The following is a 17453-nucleotide window of genomic DNA, read 5'->3' on the forward strand; positions in this document are numbered from 1 at the left end:
CGCCGGTAACCCCACAGCGGATTCTCCCTGGCCAAACGAAGTGCCAAAGCCCGGATGGAGGCGCCCGGCCCTGGCTGCGGCGTTTGAAGGTCCGGCGCCGCCGCACCAGATCGGCGTGCCGGCGCAGGAGCGTGCCCGGCGTCACGAACAACCGCCGACGACCGGCTGGAGACAGCAGTCGCGCGAGCGCGCTGATCACCGCCTGATCCGCCCACGACGGCCGAGGCATTGCCACCTGCCGACGCAACACCGCGAGCTGATGATGCAAGATCGGAATCTCCGCATCCTTCGACCTCTGCGAACGACCCAGCAGCACCACCCAACCCGCGAGCCGAACGAAGATCAGATAAACCAGCCGCAGCGCCATGAACAGCGATCATGCCCGCCAGAATTGAAATCCCAAGCCCCAGGTCAGCATCAACGCCTGCGCTGCGCCCCCGCACCCGCGCCTACATGGAACGCCGCACCAAAGAGGGACTCTCCAAGAAAGAGATCATCCGCTGCCTCAAATGCTATATCGCCCGCGAGCTCTACCGGATCATCACCAAAAACGATCGTGAACTCGCCGCTTGACATCTATAGGAGCATCGGACCTGGGGTGGGTTCGGGCCAAGGCGCGGTACCGGTATTTCGATCGGCCCGTTTCCTTGACCCGCCCTCCGCCCCCGGCGTGCCCATTACTGAGCACCGGGCGCTCCACAAGCTCCAATGGATCTCCTGGCGTTCCTCATGCTGTGCCCGCCCAAGCCTTGGGTATCTGCGCTCCCCGGTATCGGGAACGCTCGGTGCGCACCGCCGCGGGGTTGAATAGCACGAGGCCGCCTCTCAGCCCGGTTTGGTGCCAGGCTACCGGCAGCGGGTGCGCGGTCGGCCCAGGACGGTGACCAGGCGGTCGAGCAGGGTGGGGTCGTTGGGCAGCGCGCCGTGCTCCACGCCGGGATTGTCCGTCAGGCTGAAGTGATGGCAGTGCATGGCCCGCCAGGCCAGGATGGCGTTGTTGGTGATGTCCTCCTGGTTACCGTCGCCGTCGCGCCGCAGGAAGCCACCGGGGTCGGCGATCTGGCCGGTGGACAGGTTCGCCAGCCGGGCCCCGACGACCGTGGGCAAACCGGAACCCTTCTCTCCGTAGACGTCCACGTCGGGGAACGACCTCGGATCGGCGAACCGGACGAAGCCGATGTAGTACGCGGCGATCTTCCCGGCCGTCGGCAGCCCCGCGTCGGCGAACAGGCGCCGATAGTCGCGAGGCGTGTAGGAGCGGCCCGTCGAGGACTCGCGGATGACGACCTCACGGTCGCCGAAGACCGCCGGGTCGGCAGCGCTCATGTAGGTCGAGGGGGCGCTCTGGTACATCCGCGCGCTGCTCCGCGCGTTCTGCCTGGTCGTGGGGTAGCCGAAGTCCTGGATGTTCTGCCCGGTGAACATCAGGGAGTACATCAGGCCCTGCCCCGGCATGTTGCCCGCGATCGGGGTGAAGCCGTGGATGTAGCGGTCTCGCCACGCCTGGCTGGTGTGGGTGAGCAGGTATTGGGCATACAGCGGCCCGTTGGAGTGGCCGACCAGGTGCACCGGCCGCTCGCCGTTGTCACGGTAGGTGTCCTCGATGAGCCGGCGGGTGCGCTCGAAGAAGCCGCCCATGTCGGGGGTGAGCCGGGCGTCGTATCCGGCGACCCGGATGTCCTGGTCGCGGACATACCCGTTGGTCTCCAGCCTGCGGTAGAGAGCCTCGTAGTACGGTGCGCTGTCCGTGCGGCCGTATTCCATGATCTCGACGGTGACGCCCGGTTGCTCGGCGAAGCGCCCCGGCATCGGCAGCGACGGATCGTCGCGGTAGCGCAGGGTGAGCAGCCGGTCTCGGCAGACCTGGCTGAACCTGCTCGGCTGGTCGTTGCGGAACCAGTCCTGGAAGGTGCCAGAGCGCGGGCAGCCCGGCGCCGTGGTCTGGTCGCGTACGGTCGCCTGGAGCTTGGTGAAATGGAACGCGGGGAACAGCACGACCGGGGGTTTCTCCCGCGCCGGAGACCCGGACGGGCCGGGCTGGCCCGCGGTCAGCCCCAGCGGGACCAGCGCGGCCAGCACACCGCGCATCCAGCGGCTATCCAACATCGCCATCCCTCTCAGTCACTCATTGTTCCAAGCGGTCGCTACCCGCGATCACATTCTGTGATACCTGCGGGCCAGAAGGGTGGCCGGGGCAGCCGCCATCGAGGCTGCCGACCGGCGCACGCCAGCACCAAACGGCCTCTCGTCCTCTTCAGCCGACCAAGCAACCCTTGGCCGTTGTGAAGATCTTGCCTGCCACACCGATAGGACCGGATCCTTAAGTCCACGGCATTGGCGTTGTGGGTCCAAGCCCAGGCCAAACGGGGTAGAGCAGCATGGAGCGCGGAACGTGACGGGACCGTTTCGAACGGCCGCGTTACGTTCCGCGCTGACTCGACGAGCTTGATCTTCACGAGCTGCCCGGGGAATGCCGGCCTGGTTGCGCCGACCTGCCGCCTGACGATCGCGTCCTCGAGTCCTCACGGACGAACGCGGATGACCGTCTTCCCCTTGCGTCGCTCGGTCGGGTTGAGGGCGGCGACGGCATCGTCGAGGGTCGCGACGTTGCCGATGTTCGTCCGCAGTCGCCCGTCCCGCACCCGCTGGACGATCTCACCCAGTTGGGCGCGATCGGACTCGACAACGAAGTCGATCGCCAGGCCGTCGTCGGGCCGCGCCTCGGGCGGCCCGACGACGGACACCAGTGTTCCTCCGGCTCGAATCAGGCCTGCGGACCGTCTCCCGATGTCGCCGCCGATGACATCGAAAACCAGATCGACTTCGCCGACGTCTTCCAGCGCGTCGTTCTCAAGGTCGACGAACTCCTGCCCGCCGAAGTCGAGCGCTTTGTGACGGTCGGCGGCGCGTCCGGTGCCGATGACGTAGGCGCCGGCCTCTCGTGCGAGTTGCGTCACCATCGACCCGACTGCGCCGGCCGCGCCGTGCACGAGGACGCTCTGCCCTGCCTGAAGGCGGCCGTGCTCGAACAGCCCCTGCCACGCGGTCAGTCCCGAGATCGGCAGGCTCGCGCCCACCGTGAAGTCGACGTCGCCGGGCAGCGGTGCGAGGTTGCGTGCCTCGACGGCCACATACTCCGCCAGGGTGCCGTCGCGAGTCCAGTCCGTGAGGCCGAACACCCGCTGTCCCACCGACAGCCCCGTCGTGCCATAGCCGAGGGCGGTGACCACTCCGGCCAGCTCGTGCCCAGGGATCGACGGTGTTCGGTCACGGCCGAGGCGATCGGTCCAGGTCGAGGGCCACGCCATCTCAGTCGGGACGAATCCCGACGCATGAACCTGAACGACGACGTCGTTCAGCGCTGCCCGCGGCTCGGGCCGTTCCACCAGTGTCATCCCGGCCGTTCCCGCGGCCTGGTCCGTCACCACAATCGCCTTCATCCGGAATCTTCCTATGTCCAGTCCTCGCCTACACGTGTCCGCGTACGACGTCATCTCCCGAGCGAGGTCGTACCCGGACACCAGTGGACCGTCACGGACAGACGGCGTCCGAGACGGCCCGGCGCCCGCCGGCCGGTCAAGGCATTCATTGTGCGGATGGCTCGGGAGAACCCGACCTGGGGGGCATAGGCGGATTCAGGGCGAGTTGGACCGGCTGGGGTATCAGATCGCGGCCTCCACGGTGTGGGAGATCCTGCAAGCCGCCGGTGTCGATCCGGCGCCTCGCCGGGCTGGGCCGACTTGGCGGCAGTTCCTGGCCGCTCAGGCCCACGCGATCATCGCGTGCGACTTCCTGGTGGTCGAGACGGTACCGCTCAGATGTTCGCGGCCGAAGGGTTTCGGATCATCGCCGCCATGCCGCAGACGCCGAGGATGAACGCCATCCGCGAGCGGGTCATCGGCACCCTGCGCCGCGAACTGTTGGACCGGATCCTGACTCTCCACAAACGCCATCTGGCCCAGGTGCTTCGCGAGTACCTGATTCACTACAACGGGTACCGGCTGCAACGTCCCCAGACACCGCAACGCGGCCTGCCCGCGACGTGACCGACCTCAACGACCTGCGATCCATCCACCGAAAACCCGTCGTCGCGAGCATGATCAGCGAATACCGCCACGCCGCTTAACTGCAGCTCAGCCTACGTAACACAATATTCGAGCGGCACAGGATGAGTCTGGCCTCCTCGATCAGAGAGCCGGGGACGTGAAAATCGGCCTGGTCACGAGTGCGGCCGATGTTCGTGCTCACGTCGTCCGCGGTAGCGACGGGCTCCTCGGCGGTGACGTGCCATCCCTCGGTGACCGCGATGAAAGCACGGGCGTAGCGTCCGCGGGCTATGAAGAAGACCTCCTGGGTGTAGAGGCTCTACAGCCCTGCCGGACATGGGGCGGTTTCACCGGGATGGCCGAGTCCGAGCGCGCGTACATCCGCGAGAAGTCGCTGGAAGGCCAGGCGCGGCGCAGGCGGTCACGGTGTGCGGAACCCCCGGAAGGTCACGTGCTTGCGGGTTTCGAAGCCGAGCCGCTCGTAGAGGGCGATCGCGTCGGTGTTGGCCTCGGCCACGTGCAGGAAGGGACGTTCGTTGCGAGCGGCGATACGCGCGACGAGCGCAGTGATCAGGCGGGCGGCATGGCCTCGCCCGCGTGCCTCGGGGGCGGTGCAGACGGCGCTGATCTCGGTCCATCCCGGTGGTCGGAGTCGTTCGCCGGCCATCGCCACCAGCTTGCCGTTGTCGTGGATGCCGAGATAGGCGCCGAGCTCGTGGGTGCGCGGCCAGAACGGTCCCGGCTGCGCCCGCGCGACGAGGTCGAGCATCTCGGGCACGCTGTCCGCGCCCAGTTCGACCACACCGGTGACGGTCTCGCCATGTGGATGATCGGACCGGCTGCCGCCGGGCCAGATCATCTGACGGCCTTCGAGGACGAAGACCGGTTGCCAGTCCGACGGTGGTGTGGCCGCGCAGCTGAACATGTCGGCGAACTCGCCTCGCCCCAGCAGCTGGGCGAGGTCGGCCCACTCCTGCGGGCCCGGGTCGGCGGTTACCGCGGAGAAGGTCGCCACTTCCGGCAGGTAGGTGGTAGCCCGTCCAAGCCGGCGGGCGAGGTGCGCGTGGTGACCGCGCAGTGATTCACCCACCGGGTCGTCGAGTGCAGCGGCCTGGCCGTCGCGGTTCACCATCGTGCTGTGCCTCTCGTGTCGTGCGGATGGACGGTGGCCATTGTCATGCATGAGGAGTCGTGCGAGGCCGGCATGCCGCATGGTCATCGCCGCATTCGCCTGGGTCGCTGTCTCACCACCTCTCTCACAACTCGCCAGTTCTGCGAGATGGCTCGGCAACCGCGTGCTGGCAGCGCCCGTCCCGCCCACCTGCGGACGGCGCTCAGCTTCGACAGGCATGTCTCGCTCGCTTGCGCCTGATCCGGCGTCGATACGCTCTGGTTCGATCAAGTGGAGGAAGGGCGGCCATGACCGAAACCTGTACATTCTGCGGCATCGTTGCTGGGGAGATCCCCGCGGAGATCGTCTACTCTGACGAGCACGTGGTCGCCTTCCTGGACATCTCGCAGGCGACTCGCGGTCACACCCTGGTCGTCCCCCGCGAGCACTGTCGCGACCTGACCGACATCGACCCGGAACGCGCGGGCCTGCTGATGCGGGGTGCTGTGCACACCGCCGCCCTGCTGCGGCGCGCGCTGGAACCGGGCGGAATGAACATCTGGCACGCCACCGGCCCTATGGCCTGGCAGACCGTGTTCCACTTCCACCTTCACCTGCTTCCCCGCTACACCCCCGAGGATCTCAGGCAGGCGTGGACGCACCGGGAACTGCCGCTGTCGTCGCTGTCGCCACTGGCCGATCACATCAGAACCGCCGCGCTCTGACTCCGGTCGAGCGCCTGGTCGACGCCGGCTATGTCACTCCAGACATCATCCACCACACCGCCCAGCGCTGGAGCATCGCCTTGATCGGGCCGGTCCGCGCCGATCCACGCGGACGACCGGGATTTACCAAGGAAGACTTCCGCACAAACTGGGATGATCACACGGTTACCTTGCCCCAACGACGTGACCAGCCCACCCTGGACGCTCGCCCTCGACGACGGCCGCCCCCGCCCATCCGTCCTCTTTCCCCGGGCAGCGTGCCGAGCCTGCCCCGACCGCCAGTCCTGCACCAGCGACGCCAGCGGCAAAGGCCGGCACCTCAACCTGCTGCCTCAGCCCTTGCCGGAAATCCAGACCCAGAATCGAGCCGACCAGCACACCGATGCATGGAAGGCCCGCTACGCCCTCCGCGCCGGTTGCGAAGCCACCATCTCCGAAACCACCCGCGCCTACGGACTACGCGAATGCCGCTACAAAGGCCTCGCCAAAACCCACGTCCAGCACGGCCTCACCGCAGCGGGTACCAACGTCCTCCGCTTGGCCGACCACGACACTCCGGGCGTCTACCCCACCCGGCCAACCCGTTCCCACAGCCCCTTCCAGCAACTCTGCCGGACACTACTGTCATCCACCGAATGAAGATCACCAACAGTATCCCAAAAGTGTGCCGGAGCCGTTGTTGTTTTACCCTCCCGCGTCAATTCGTGGTGGGCGCTCCGGCGACTCCGGGCATGGGGTGCGGGACCGACGTCTCGTCGACCTCCTCCATGTAGAACCGCGACTGGACGATCTGATCCGTGCGTACGTTGACGATGGTTACGCCGCGCATGTCGGACGCACCCGGGCGAAGGTAGTGGAACTCGCCCCAGAACTCATCCGCGGACTCGACATACCCGGTCACCGAGACCTGGATATCCGGGAACTGGGCGAGAATGGACTCCCAATTCTTGCGCACCTCTTCGGAACCGGCGAAGGACCGGGCAGTGTGGGCAGGCCATGTGCTGCTGAAATCGCGGGCAAAGGTGGCAGTGAGCGACTCGAGGTCATGCGCGTTGATGGCTTCGATCAGCCTTTTGACGACCGGAAACTTCATGCCGTCAGAACGTTCTGTGCGGAGGTCATACCTGGTTCCCTCCGGTACGGGTGGGCCGGGCCGTTGCTCGCGCCGCACCGGCCGCATCAGTCCCGGAACCCCCGGACATCGAAGCGCAGCCTACCCGGCACGTGACCGACCTCAACGACCTACGATCCATCCGTCGAAAACCCGTCGTCGCAGGCACGATCAACGAATACCACCACGGCGCGTAACCGCAGCTCAGGCCATGTAACTCAATATTCGAGCGGTACACCGCTTGAGTGTGCCCCCAGGGCACGGTGTTCGCTGGTGCGTGGAACAACCATCTCGACCCAGGAGGACCGCCCGATGTCCGTGCCAGGACCCGGCCAGACCCCGAACACGGCAGCGCGCCCGAGCTCACCGCACCAGGCCGACGACCCGGCATCCGGACGTCGCGAGCCGGGTGTCGACGGCTCCCGGCCGTTCGGTGCCCACGTCCGCATGAGCTGGTGGAGGCCGCTGGTCGTCCTCGTCGTGCCGCCGGTCGTGATGGTGCTCCTGCAGATCCTGCTGTACCAGGTCGTGGGCGTCATCGAGGGCAGCGACGACCCGATGTCCGCCACCTTCACCCCACTGAAGCTCCTGGCCGTCAACCTGAGCGTGGGCATCTCGGGCGTGGTGGCGATCCTGCTGCTGGCACGGCTGGCGAAGGTGCCGTGGCGCAGCCTGATCAGCTCACCACGGGCGTTCGACGGTCGACGCCTGGCGCAGTACCTGCTCGGCGCGGCCTTGCTGGTGGGCGCCGGCATCGGCGTGGTGGCGCTGGTTGCCCCCGAGTCCCCAGGCTGGGTCGCGTTCGGTGTCTCCGGGACGACGATCCTCATGCTGGTGATCACCGTGCTGAGTACTCCTCTCCAGTCCGTCGGCGAGGAGCTGATGTTCCGCAGCGCCGTGCTGCCCGCCGCCGCGTCCTGGGTGCGCGCCGTTCGCCCGGCCCTCGCCGTCGGTCTGGTGGTCTCCAGCCTGGCCTTCGCGGTCGCCCACGGCTCCAGCGACCCCTGGCTGTTCGGCTACTACACCTTCATCGGCGTTGCCACGGGACTGATGGCGATCATCAGCCGCGGCATCGAGGCGCCGGCCGCGTTCCACATCGCCAACAACGTCCTGTTCTCGAGCGTCAACACGCTGATGGCGGACGGCGAGGGATACACCATCGACCGGTCCACCGACACCGGTGACGCGGCCCTCCTGATCCTCGCCGCCGTCAACATCGCCATGGTCGTCCTCGTCTGGGTGCGCGAGCGACGTACACGGATCACGACCTAGAACCGGCACCGGACGACGAGGTGAGGACCCCATGACCTGGAGCACACGCGAGATCGCCGACCTGGCGGGCATCACGGTGAAGACGGTGCGCTACTACCACCAGGTCGGGCTGCTCGACGAGCCCGACCGCGAGCCCAACGGCTACAAGCGCTACGAGGTGCACCACCTGACGCGGCTCCTGCAGATCAAGCGCCTGACCGGGCTCGGTGTGCCGCTCGCGCGGGTGGCCGAGATGGGCACGAGGGGCGAAGGGCAGGCCTCCGTCTTCCGGACCGTCGACGCCGAGCTCGAGTCGACGGTCCGGCGGCTGGAGAGCATCCGGCGCGAGCTGGCCACCCTGGCGCAGCCGGGCGCGTCACCGGAGGTGCCGACCAGCTTCAGCGGCCTCGTCCAGGACCTGCGCGACAACGACCGCGCCCTGCTGACGATCTACGCCCAGCTTTTCTCGGACGAGTCGATGGAGGCCCTGCGCCGGACGCTCGAGGCACACCCGAACGACGATCTCGACGAGGCGTTCCGCGACCTGCCCGAAGACGCCGACGATGCCACCAGGCAGGCCCTCGCCGAGCAGCTCGCGCCCTTCATCGTCCCGGGCGCCACCGCACACGGCGTGACGCTGGAGCCGCGGGCCACCACGCCAGGCCAGGCCGAGGCGGCGCGGCGCGCCGCCGGTCACGCCCTCAGGGCGCTCTACAACCCCGCGCAGGTCGACGTGCTCCGTCGAGCGCACCTGCTCCACGAGGCCGACGACGACGGTGCCGACACCGGTGACGACGCCCCGTGACCCCCTCGATGATGTAGACCGCCTCCCACACCCCGTACGGCACGAACCTGGAGAACCGCGCGATGTAGTTGTCGGCGATGTGGTGGTAGGCGTTGCCTTCATAGCCGCCGTAGCGGATGTGGAACTCGGCGATCAGATTGGCGACATAGATGTCGTACTTGGTGCCGCCCGCGGCCACCGCGTTGCCCTCCCCCCACAACCGGGCCAGATCCAAGCGTAGGTAGGCGTTGACGACATCGGCGATCGCCTTGTTTAAGCCGACCAGCGTGACATGCTTGCGCACGGTGTAGGACAGCTCGTGCGCGCTGATGCGGCCGCCCAGGTGCCGGGCGGCCTGGGCGGCGCCGAGGTTGCAGCCGTAGGCGAAGGCCACCAGCAGGTAGCGCTCCAGCGGGTCAGCCAGCTTTGCCTCCGATCCCGACAGCGGCCGAAATGGCGGAACCAGCGCAGGTGCCGGGTGGTCCGGGTTGAAATCTCCAGCAGCGAGCGTTCCGGCAGCCGGTCCTTGACGGCCGTGGCCAGTTTGAGTGCCTCGGTGCTGTTCCCGGCGGACTTGCGGGCCTTGAGCGAGGGTCGGCCCTGTTCGTCGATGGTCAGGTCGGCGTGGTCCGGGTAGCTCGCATCCACGGCCGCGGCCACGTCCTTCATACGGGTCTTCATCTGCGTCACGAACTCCGAGGCCGTGTCAAACAGTCCGACCTCGGCGCAGTAGGTGGCCAGGTGCGGCTGGCATGCCTCCCAGCTCAGCAGCTGCGATTGCCAGTTGGCGTAGGCTTCGGACCCGGCCGCCGCCACATCACCGCACACCAGCTCATCGGCCAGGCAGGAGAACACGCAGATCTCGAAATGCCGGCGCACCAGCTTGCGCGGGTGGCGTTGGCGCGCACGAACTCCAGCGCCTGAAGCAGCCTGCGATCCGCGCTGGCCGGCTCCAGCCCCAGCACGCCGGCCAGGCGCAGCAGCAGGGCGCGGTGGCTGCGGTAGAAGCGATCCAGCAACGGCAGGTAGTTGTCGCCGTGGAAGGCGGCCAGCGCCTCGTGCTCGGCCACCAGGCCGGCCAGGCCGCCGTTGGTCTCGATCGTCTCCAGCACCGCCCGGCCGGTCTCGTCCCGGCGCCGCACCGCCGTCCACGGATTCGGCGCGTTCCGCGCCGCCACATCGACCTCCTTGGCCGGCGCTCAGCAGGTCGCCGAGCACCGCCAGCATCCGCTCGTTGCGCTGGCGCTGCTCGGCGCGGATGGTCTCCAGCAGTTCGCGAGCCTTGATGTGCATGGTGTTCATCCGCTTGCACAGCATGGTCACCGAGTCATCGCGGGCCCGCACCCGCGCCTGGTGCAGCAGGCACGCCTCCAGCACGATCCGCTTGACCTCGCCGTAGTCACGCATCTCCGCGGCGCCTGCGCAGCGGCACTCTGGGTCGGGCCGCGTCCCGCCGCGACCTCAACTGCGCGTGCGGTTCAGCATGACCAGCCCGGCGATGAACGACCCGAGCAGGACCGGTGACAGGATTGCGAGGGCGCCCCACACAACGAGGCCGAGATAGCCGAGCGCGGACGAATTGTGCGTCGGGTCGGCGTCAGCGGCCGCGAACAGCCCCAGGCCGAGGACGACGCCGGCCACCGTGAGCGCGATCGGCGTCCACAGGAGCACCCGAGCCCACACCCGGTACGTCCGACTGTAGACACGCCGGGCCGTCGGCACATTCGGCCGCGGGGGATACCCGACGGATTCGCTCATGCCCCATTTGTACCAGCCGTGTAGGCCCCGCGCCGCCAGGGCCGGCCGTGGCGGCGCGGGGATCGTTAGTGGGTCGTCATGGGTACAGGTAGACGTTCGGCGTGCATCCGTACTCGCCCGGTTCCCCCGAGATGCGGTCGAAGTCGGTGAACCGGAAGGACGCGGCGCCGTCGGGCCGCATCGCGACGACGCGGTCGCGCGAAAACACCACGCCGACCGCGACGACGAGCTCAGCGCCCTCGCGTGCACCACGTCGACAGAGGGTGTATCTGCTCCGGTGGATGACCCCAAGCTGGTCAGGTGCGGGCCCAGACGTAACGACTTGCCGTTGGCCATCCGTTCTGAGCTTCTAACGGCTTCCGCAGTTGCCCGCGGGTGGTGGTCAGGCAAGCGGCGCGGCTGCGCACCGAGCCGGATCCGATCACGGCAAACGATGACCGTGCGGGTACCCGTTGTCCAAACGATTTTGGTCCTTTTAGGTCGGCAGGCGCAGTGCTCCAGGCCGGTCGGTGAGGGCACCTTCTCCTTCCTGGGGATCCGTTCGCTGCAGAGGTGTCTTACGGCGGCCTGGTGCTACGGTTGGCTCTCTAATGCACACATAAGGGGACGTATGTTCGGCATTGTCCGCCCGTGTCGGCACGTCATGTGCAAAGGGCTCTACGCGGACTGGATGGGCCACCTGTGCGGGCTCTGCCTGGCGCTCCGCGACGAGCACGGACACCTGTCGCGCCTGGTGACCAACTACGACGGCCTGCTCGTGTCCGTCCTCACCGAAGCCCAGTCGCCCACGTCCACGTCGCGCCGGAGGGCGGGCCCGTGTGCGCTACGCGGCTTCAAGGGCGCCGACGTAGTGGAGTCCGAGGGGGTACGGCTGGCGGCCTCGGTGTCGCTGCTCCTGGCGGCCGGCAAGGTGAGCGACCACGTGGCGGACGGGGACGGCGTGTACGCCCGCCGCCCGGTGGCCGCCGGCGCCACCCGCCTGGCGGGCCGCTGGTCCTCGGCCGGCACGGCCATGGCCGGCACGCTGGGGTTCGATCCCACCCCGCTGACGGCGGCGGCCGACCGCCAGACCCTCCTGGAACGCGCCCCCGCCCAGGTGCCCCCGAGGAGCAGCGCGGCGCCCGGGTTACGAGAGCTGACGGGGCCCACCGAGGACGCCGTAGCCGCCGCGTTCGCGCACACAGCGGTGCTCGCGGGGAAGCCGCACAACCGAGAGGCCCTGGAGGCGGCCGGTCGCGGATTCGGGAAGCTGGCACACCTGATCGACGCGGTGGAGGACCTGGCCGACGACCGGGCGTCTGGGGCGTACAACCCGCTGGCCGCCACCGGCACCGGCCTGGACGAGGCGCGCCGCCACTGCGACGCCGCGCACGCCGAACTGCGCGCCGCCGTGGACGAGCTGGACCTGCCCCGCCCCGGCCTGACGCGCGCCCTGCTGGTGCGGGAGACCGGCAGCGCCGTCTCCCGAGCCTTCGCCACCGCCGGAACCCACGGCACCGGCCACCCGCCCGGACACGCGCCCAGCGATCCCGGAGCGCCGCCGGGAGGACGGCCGCCGAAGCGGGATCCCGGTGGGCTGCTGTCGCTGGCGTGCGCCGCACTGACGTGCTGCACGTGCGGCCTGTACCGGCCTGCCTGGGACGAGGACCGCGAGGGCTCCTTCTGTGAGCGCTTCGACTGCTCCGGCTACGACTGCTGCGGCAACTGCTGCTCCTGCTGCCCGGGCGAGGACGGCTGTTGCTGTGACGGCTGCGGCTGCGACTGACTGCCGCGGGAGCCACGTCAGCAGGGTCTGGGCGATAAGCCCGGTGGCTGATGCCGAAGCGCCCGGTCAGGATCGCGACCCCCGGACTTCTAATCCGACGGTCGCAGGTTCGAATCCTGCAGGGCGCGCTTCTCCACCTGCGGAAACTCCCGCCGCGGTCACGCCCGAGGGCGCCATGGGGCAAATATGAGGCAAAGCTGAGTCAGCCGCAGAGCGGCCGCCCCAGCGCGGATGCAGCGGTCAGCACTAACCGGGCCGTCTCCCGGGCGGCTTCGTGAGCCACCTTCGGCAGCACCGAGACGTACGTGTCGGCGGTCAGCACGATGCTGGCGTGCCCGAGCATGTCCTGCACCACCTTCAGGTCGGTGTGCGCGGCCGCACCGTCCTCGTGGGTACGGCCCCCGGCCTGGCCTTCGTGCGGCTGGCCGCCGGCACCGTCGCCGCCTACACCCTCGGCTACGGGGTGCCTGACGGGCGCGAGCTGCTCGACGGGGTCGCGGCGGACGCCTGGCCGGACGCGTGCGACCTGCTGCCCCGCCCTCCCAGGGGCGGCTACATCACCAGGCCCGCCACCCAGGCCCTGTTCGGGCGGGAACTGCCGAAGCCCGTCCAGTGCGACCGGGTACCGCCGACGGACGACGAGCCCGTCGTCTCCTTGTCGGTGGACTGGGTCTCCGCCGACGCGCACCGCCTGTACGCCGTCGAGACCGCCTCCATCAAGCGGGAATGGTTCCACGATCCGGTGACGGAGGATCCGTACCTGCTCGACTACCTCCGGTCCACCGCCACCGGCACCGGCAGCGCGCCCGAGGCCGTCGTGAGCGTGGGCCCGGTCATCGTCCGCCTCACCTCCTCCTCGCGGCAGACGCTCCGAGCCCTCGCCCCGCAGGTACGCGACAAGCTGCTGGCCCGCTACCACCTGCCCCGGCGCGCTCCCGCCGCGCTGCCGCGAGTGCGCTGGAGCTTCCCCGCCGACGCACTCGTGGAAACCGTCCCCGTGGTCCGCGGCGGCATCGTGTACACCGCCGACGGCAGCCAGGTCTACGCCGTGGATGCCTCCTCCGGCCGCCTGCGGTGGAGCCAGGCGCTCGGCGGGTACTTCGGCCGTACGCTCGTGGTCGCCGGCGGCCTGGTGTACGTCGCGGACGGGGCCAACCTCTACGCCTTGGACGCCCGTACGGGCCGGCCGCGCTGGCAGCGGCGGGCGAAGCACCTGCTGGACTTCACCGTGGCGGAGGGCCGCGTCTTCTATGGCGGCTGGCCCCATACCGTCGCCCTCGACGCGGCCTCCGGCCGGGAAGTGTGGCGCTCACCCCACGCCGACGCTCCCGTCGCGGCGGGCGGCCTGGTCTACGTCGCCGGCCACGCGCTGGACGCCGCCACCGGACGCCCGCGATGGCACGTGGAGACGGGGGACGATACGGTGGTCGCCCCGGCCGGAAAGGTCGCCTACATGGGCGGCGCCGGCGAACGCCTCCACGCCCTGGACGCCGCGACCGGCGAGGAACGGTGGAACGTCCCGCTCGGTGCCGCCCCGCTTACCGCCCCGCTGCCCGACGGCGACGCCGTCTACGTGCGCGGCAAGGACGGCGTCCTGCATGCGCTCGACGCCCGTACCGGCAGGCAGCGCTGGATCTTCCCGACCGGCGTCGGCCTCGCGGGCACGACCCTGGCCGCCGACCGGCGCCGCGTCTACGTGGAGGCCGCCGACGGCGCGATCCACGCCCTGGACGCAGCCTCGGGAACGGTGCTGTGGCGCACCCCGACGGGCGCGGCACTCAGGTCCGGCCTCGTCCTGCACGCGGGCACCGTGTACGCGTGCACCGTCGACGGCACCGTCCACGCCCTGGACGCCGCCACCGGCGCGGACCAGCCGCTGGTCAGCGGCGGCGGCACGTACGCGACCGCTTCCGTCCCCGCGAACGGCCTGATCTACACGGGTGCCGGCGGCAACCTGTACGCCCTGCACCCTCGCTGAGCCGGCCTCGCGATCTGGGGCGGTGCGCATGCTCTCGGCCTCCCGGACACGGTGTGCACGAGGATGAGGGTGGAGGAGAAAGGCCAGGCGGGATAGTAGAGGCCGGTGGTGACCGTGTGCCGCTCGAATATTGAGTTACGTATCCCTCACGACCCGAGGTCCTTCGGCTTCGAAGACCGCCCTGGAGGCGGAGGTGAAGAGCGGATCCCGATCGTGAATCAAGAACCGCAGCCCGGCGAGTCGGTCGACCAGATCCATCGCCAGGTTGCGGGCCTGCTGCACCGTCCATGCTCCGCTCGGGTGCGCGGTCACTCCGGTCAGGCAGTCGCCGGGTGCCGTGCTCGATGAGGACCAGCACATGTAGCCGTTTGAGCAGTATCGTCTCGACCACCGGGAAGTCACACGCGATGAGTGGGCTTGAGCGGTCAGGAACTGCCGCCGGCTTGGCCCGGGTCGGCGGGGCGCCGGATCGATACCCGCCGCGTGCAGGGCCTTTCACACTGCGGAGGCCGCGATCGGGTAGCCCAGGCGCGCCAACTCGCCCTGGATTCTCCGGTGCCCCCAGGTCGGGTCCTTCCGCGCCATCCACACGATCGGTGCCTTGACCGGCCGGCGGGTGGAGGACGGTCCTGGGCGCCGCTTGTCGGTGAAGGTCCACTTGCGCCTCACGAGGGTGCGGTGCCAACGCAGGATCGTCGCCGGGGTGACCGGGAGCAGTTCCGCCCACCGGCGGCGGCGAATCAGCCGCGACGATGCCGTAAGCCAGAGCCGGTCGGCGTGACCCCACTGCGGCCGTCCGCCGAGCTGACGGCGGAGCACCTGATTCTCGTGGCGCAGCACCAGCAGCTCAACATTGCTGGACAGATCAGTGCGGGCCAGCACCGTCAGCACGTCGAACAAGCCGCGCACCAACGGGCAGGCAAGCGACAACACCACCTTGCGATGGTCGCAGTCGCCGCCCTGATCACGCAGCAAACCCCAGTTCACAGGACTAAACCGTGTTTTCGAGCGGGACAGTCTGGTCCAGACGCCGGCGCGAGCCGCGTACGCTTACCTGCCCGGCTCGGAACAGACGCTTCACCGCAGAGAGCCGTCGTTGCCGAAGTTGCCGAACGCGACACCGTTCAGATCAGTCATCATCTTCGCCGGAGGGCAGGGAGCGCCCTCGCGTCGGCGGCGGGTCATCAGTAGCACCACACAGCTCCAGCGCTTCGAGCACATCGCTCGGCTGCGTCATGTCGGCGCTGCGCTCCAGGAACATCAGCTGACGCTGAGTCAGCGTACGCACCGCCAAGCGACCCGCATCCTTGATGACCAGGACCGACCCGACCATCACCACCGCCTGCTCAGTGCCGTCGAGCGCCTGGATCAGCGTCGCCGCGGCCTGTGCCTGCTTGCTGTCGTTGTCCGCCTGGACGCTGTGCAGCGCTCGGAGCTCGGCCGCCCGGCGCAGTTCTTCGGCGATCTCCTTGGCGTCCGCGGACATCGCCAGATCCTTGGCCTTCAGCCGGAATCGGCGAAACCACGAGCCTTCCAGCGGCTCGGAACGCGGCGTGACCTCCCATCCGAACGCCTCGCCGAACTGCCGCAGCGCCCGCTCCACCGCCGGCGCACTCTCAGCGTCTCCGAGGTAGGCGAAGCCTTCCTGCGTGCCCCTGGGCAGCAGGGACCCACGCAAAGCGTCCAGCACCTCGTCGTCCGGCATGATCTCCATAGCCGGATCGGGCTCTATCTCATCCGGCCTGACGTCGGCGAGCGCCTGCATGACCAGCGCACGGGAGAATGCGTCCTTCAAGGGATCGGATGACGACCGGTATCCGAAGAAGGCGAGGAATGCCTTCTCCCATCCGTCCATTGGGGGCATTCCCGCCCGGGACCCCTTATCCGATGGCCGTCCCGCCGACAAGACCCTTTCTGACCTCCGACGATCCGGGTTCAGAGCCGCCAGGGCCTGATCCACGTCAGATGAAGTCGGCAGTCCGATCTGGTGGGCCACAGCCCGCCAAGCCCCTGCATCGCCCGCCAGCGTTGCGCCTCCGCCCACCTCACGCGCGTCGAGCCAAGCGCGCAGCATGAATCGCCAGCCGCCCGGGGTGATCCGTTGCGCACCGGACAGGTCGAAGATCAGCCAGCGCTCACGCTGCTCCAGGCGGCCCTCCAGGATGCGGGCAGCCTCTTTCGCGGAGCGGTCATCGACGACCCCGCGCAGCACGATCACGATCACCTGGGGCGTGGGACTTACCACGGTTCCTCCTCCGTGAACAGCCGTCATCGAGCATACGCACACTGCGTTCGACGCGCCTGACGTCTCAAACGTTCGATAGCTACCGTCTCGCGACGGATGTACTCACGGGTGCGTGAGCTCGAAGCTCCGTACGAAACGAAGCGCGTGACCGATCGAGCAGACCTATGTGGCGTAGATCAGAGTCCACAGCGTGAGGCCGCATCGGTCGTACGGGCGAAAGCCGACGAACCGCAACGTAGGGACGGGAGCGTGATGTGACAGCCAAGCAGGCCGCAGTCATACGATGTTGGGGGTGCTCACCGTAGATCCTCCAATTGGTGGGAATCCGGTGAACTTACGGGATCAACGATCCTTTTGTCACCACCTGTGTCGATGCGGCAGCGTCTGTCCCCATTGACGTTCAGAGAACCGGGTCGGCAGTCGGTCCCTGGTCCTGACCGAATCGACTCCCCGCATGGGGACGCGGCGCCGCGGGAATGGCACCTCCTGGCCTGTAGGGCGCCGACGGGAAGGCACTCCTCCCGGCCGGATGTACCGCCCCGTCGCGCCATTCGATGAGACAGGAGGCTTCACCATGAATCCCACCATGTCCGTGAGCGAAGCCGGGCGAACGTTTACCAGGCCCGCCGCGTACACCGACGAGACCCGCCTTCACGAGGCCCTCGCGCTGTTGCGCCGT

General features: G+C 68.6%; 19 protein-coding genes, 1 tRNA gene and 1 pseudogene. 9 read left to right on the plus strand and 12 right to left on the minus strand.

From position 1 onward, the window contains the following. Positions 1 to 438: 438 nt before the first annotated feature. A pseudogene (locus ABZS69_RS59850) lies at positions 439 to 573 on the plus strand (IS110 family transposase); the annotation flags it as partial. Positions 574 to 846: 273 nt separating this feature from the next. On the opposite strand, the gene ABZS69_RS59855 reads toward ABZS69_RS59850, so the two are convergent. Then, positions 847 to 2112, minus strand: coding sequence for a hypothetical protein (locus ABZS69_RS59855; protein WP_355391617.1), 1266 nt, complete (start codon positions 2110 to 2112; stop codon positions 847 to 849). 410 nt (positions 2113 to 2522) lie between these two features. Further along, on the minus strand, positions 2523 to 3440 hold the full coding sequence (locus tag ABZS69_RS59860; RefSeq protein ID WP_355391620.1) for an NADP-dependent oxidoreductase: 918 nt from the start codon (positions 3438 to 3440) through the stop codon (positions 2523 to 2525). A 378-nt stretch (positions 3441 to 3818) separates the two neighbouring features. Here ABZS69_RS59860 and ABZS69_RS59865 point away from each other — a divergent pair, with 378 nt between their 5' ends. Further along, entirely contained in the window at positions 3819 to 4046 is a 228-nt protein-coding gene (locus ABZS69_RS59865) for an integrase core domain-containing protein (RefSeq protein WP_355391623.1), read from the plus strand. A 421-nt stretch (positions 4047 to 4467) separates the two neighbouring features. On the opposite strand, the gene ABZS69_RS59870 is transcribed toward ABZS69_RS59865, so the two are convergent. Next, on the minus strand, positions 4468 to 5178 hold the full coding sequence (locus tag ABZS69_RS59870) for a GNAT family N-acetyltransferase (protein ID WP_355391626.1): 711 nt from the start codon (positions 5176 to 5178) through the stop codon (positions 4468 to 4470). 287 nt (positions 5179 to 5465) lie between these two features. Here ABZS69_RS59870 and ABZS69_RS59875 point away from each other — a divergent pair, with 287 nt between their 5' ends. Beyond that, entirely contained in the window at positions 5466 to 5882 is a 417-nt protein-coding gene (locus ABZS69_RS59875; protein WP_355391629.1) for an HIT family protein, read from the plus strand. Here the strand turns inward: ABZS69_RS59875 and ABZS69_RS59880 are convergent. After that, entirely contained in the window at positions 5858 to 6043 is a 186-nt protein-coding gene (locus ABZS69_RS59880; protein WP_355391631.1) for a hypothetical protein, read from the minus strand. The genes ABZS69_RS59875 and ABZS69_RS59880 overlap by 25 nt on opposite strands. A gap of 22 nt (positions 6044 to 6065) precedes the next feature. Between ABZS69_RS59880 and ABZS69_RS59885 the strand changes: the two genes are divergently transcribed. Beyond that, positions 6066 to 6521 carry a transposase gene (locus tag ABZS69_RS59885; RefSeq protein WP_355391634.1) on the plus strand — a complete coding sequence of 152 codons (456 nt, stop codon included), beginning with the start codon at positions 6066 to 6068 and terminating at the stop codon, positions 6519 to 6521. 58 nt (positions 6522 to 6579) lie between these two features. On the opposite strand, the gene ABZS69_RS59890 is transcribed toward ABZS69_RS59885, so the two are convergent. After that, entirely contained in the window at positions 6580 to 6975 is a 396-nt protein-coding gene (locus tag ABZS69_RS59890; protein WP_355391637.1) for a nuclear transport factor 2 family protein, read from the minus strand. Between the two features lie 330 nt (positions 6976 to 7305). Between ABZS69_RS59890 and ABZS69_RS59895 the strand changes: the two genes are divergently transcribed. Further along, positions 7306 to 8265: a CPBP family intramembrane glutamic endopeptidase gene (locus ABZS69_RS59895; RefSeq protein WP_355391640.1), complete on the plus strand. Its 960-nt coding sequence runs from the start codon at positions 7306 to 7308 to the stop codon at positions 8263 to 8265. 31 nt (positions 8266 to 8296) lie between these two features. Continuing rightward, a complete protein-coding gene (locus ABZS69_RS59900; RefSeq protein WP_355391643.1) occupies positions 8297 to 9049 on the plus strand; it encodes a MerR family transcriptional regulator in 753 nt (250 codons plus the stop codon). Here ABZS69_RS59900 and ABZS69_RS59905 read toward each other — a convergent pair. The 4 genes from ABZS69_RS59905 to ABZS69_RS59920 form a co-directional block, all read right to left on the minus strand. Then, positions 8946 to 9422: a Tn3 family transposase gene (locus ABZS69_RS59905; protein WP_355391646.1), complete on the minus strand. Its 477-nt coding sequence runs from the start codon at positions 9420 to 9422 to the stop codon at positions 8946 to 8948. The genes ABZS69_RS59900 and ABZS69_RS59905 overlap by 104 nt on opposite strands. A gap of 370 nt (positions 9423 to 9792) precedes the next feature. Beyond that, positions 9793 to 10206: a hypothetical protein gene (locus tag ABZS69_RS59910; protein WP_355391649.1), complete on the minus strand. Its 414-nt coding sequence runs from the start codon at positions 10204 to 10206 to the stop codon at positions 9793 to 9795. 283 nt (positions 10207 to 10489) lie between these two features. Beyond that, the gene (locus ABZS69_RS59915) at positions 10490 to 10786 is read right to left on the minus strand and encodes a hypothetical protein (protein ID WP_355391652.1); all 297 of its coding nucleotides are present in this window, start codon (positions 10784 to 10786) and stop codon (positions 10490 to 10492) included. Between the two features lie 76 nt (positions 10787 to 10862). After that, complete coding sequence (locus ABZS69_RS59920) at positions 10863 to 10994, minus strand: hypothetical protein (protein WP_355391655.1); 132 nt, start codon at positions 10992 to 10994, stop codon at positions 10863 to 10865. Positions 10995 to 11396: 402 nt separating this feature from the next. Here ABZS69_RS59920 and ABZS69_RS59925 point away from each other — a divergent pair, with 402 nt between their 5' ends. Continuing rightward, entirely contained in the window at positions 11397 to 12551 is a 1155-nt protein-coding gene (locus ABZS69_RS59925; protein ID WP_355391658.1) for a DUF5685 family protein, read from the plus strand. A gap of 58 nt (positions 12552 to 12609) precedes the next feature. Continuing rightward, positions 12610 to 12679 (plus strand) — tRNA-Arg (locus ABZS69_RS59930). A gap of 74 nt (positions 12680 to 12753) precedes the next feature. Here the strand turns inward: ABZS69_RS59930 and ABZS69_RS59935 are convergent. After that, positions 12754 to 12894, minus strand: coding sequence for a hypothetical protein (locus ABZS69_RS59935; protein WP_355391661.1), 141 nt, complete (start codon positions 12892 to 12894; stop codon positions 12754 to 12756). Here ABZS69_RS59935 and ABZS69_RS59940 point away from each other — a divergent pair. After that, complete coding sequence (locus ABZS69_RS59940) at positions 12883 to 14529, plus strand: PQQ-binding-like beta-propeller repeat protein (RefSeq protein WP_355391664.1); 1647 nt, start codon at positions 12883 to 12885, stop codon at positions 14527 to 14529. The genes ABZS69_RS59935 and ABZS69_RS59940 overlap by 12 nt on opposite strands. Before the next feature lie 495 nt (positions 14530 to 15024). On the opposite strand, the gene ABZS69_RS59945 is transcribed toward ABZS69_RS59940, so the two are convergent. Together ABZS69_RS59945 and ABZS69_RS59950 are read right to left on the minus strand one after the other, a co-directional pair. Beyond that, entirely contained in the window at positions 15025 to 15516 is a 492-nt protein-coding gene (locus ABZS69_RS59945; RefSeq protein ID WP_355391667.1) for a hypothetical protein, read from the minus strand. A 142-nt stretch (positions 15517 to 15658) separates the two neighbouring features. Continuing rightward, positions 15659 to 16753 (minus strand): hypothetical protein, encoded by a 1095-nt coding sequence (locus ABZS69_RS59950; RefSeq protein WP_355391670.1) that lies wholly within the window; start codon positions 16751 to 16753, stop codon positions 15659 to 15661. Between the last annotated feature and the right edge of the window lie 700 nt (positions 16754 to 17453).

This window comes from Nonomuraea sp. NPDC005650, assembly GCF_040605375.1.
Classification (GTDB): Bacteria; Actinomycetota; Actinomycetes; order Streptosporangiales; family Streptosporangiaceae; genus Nonomuraea.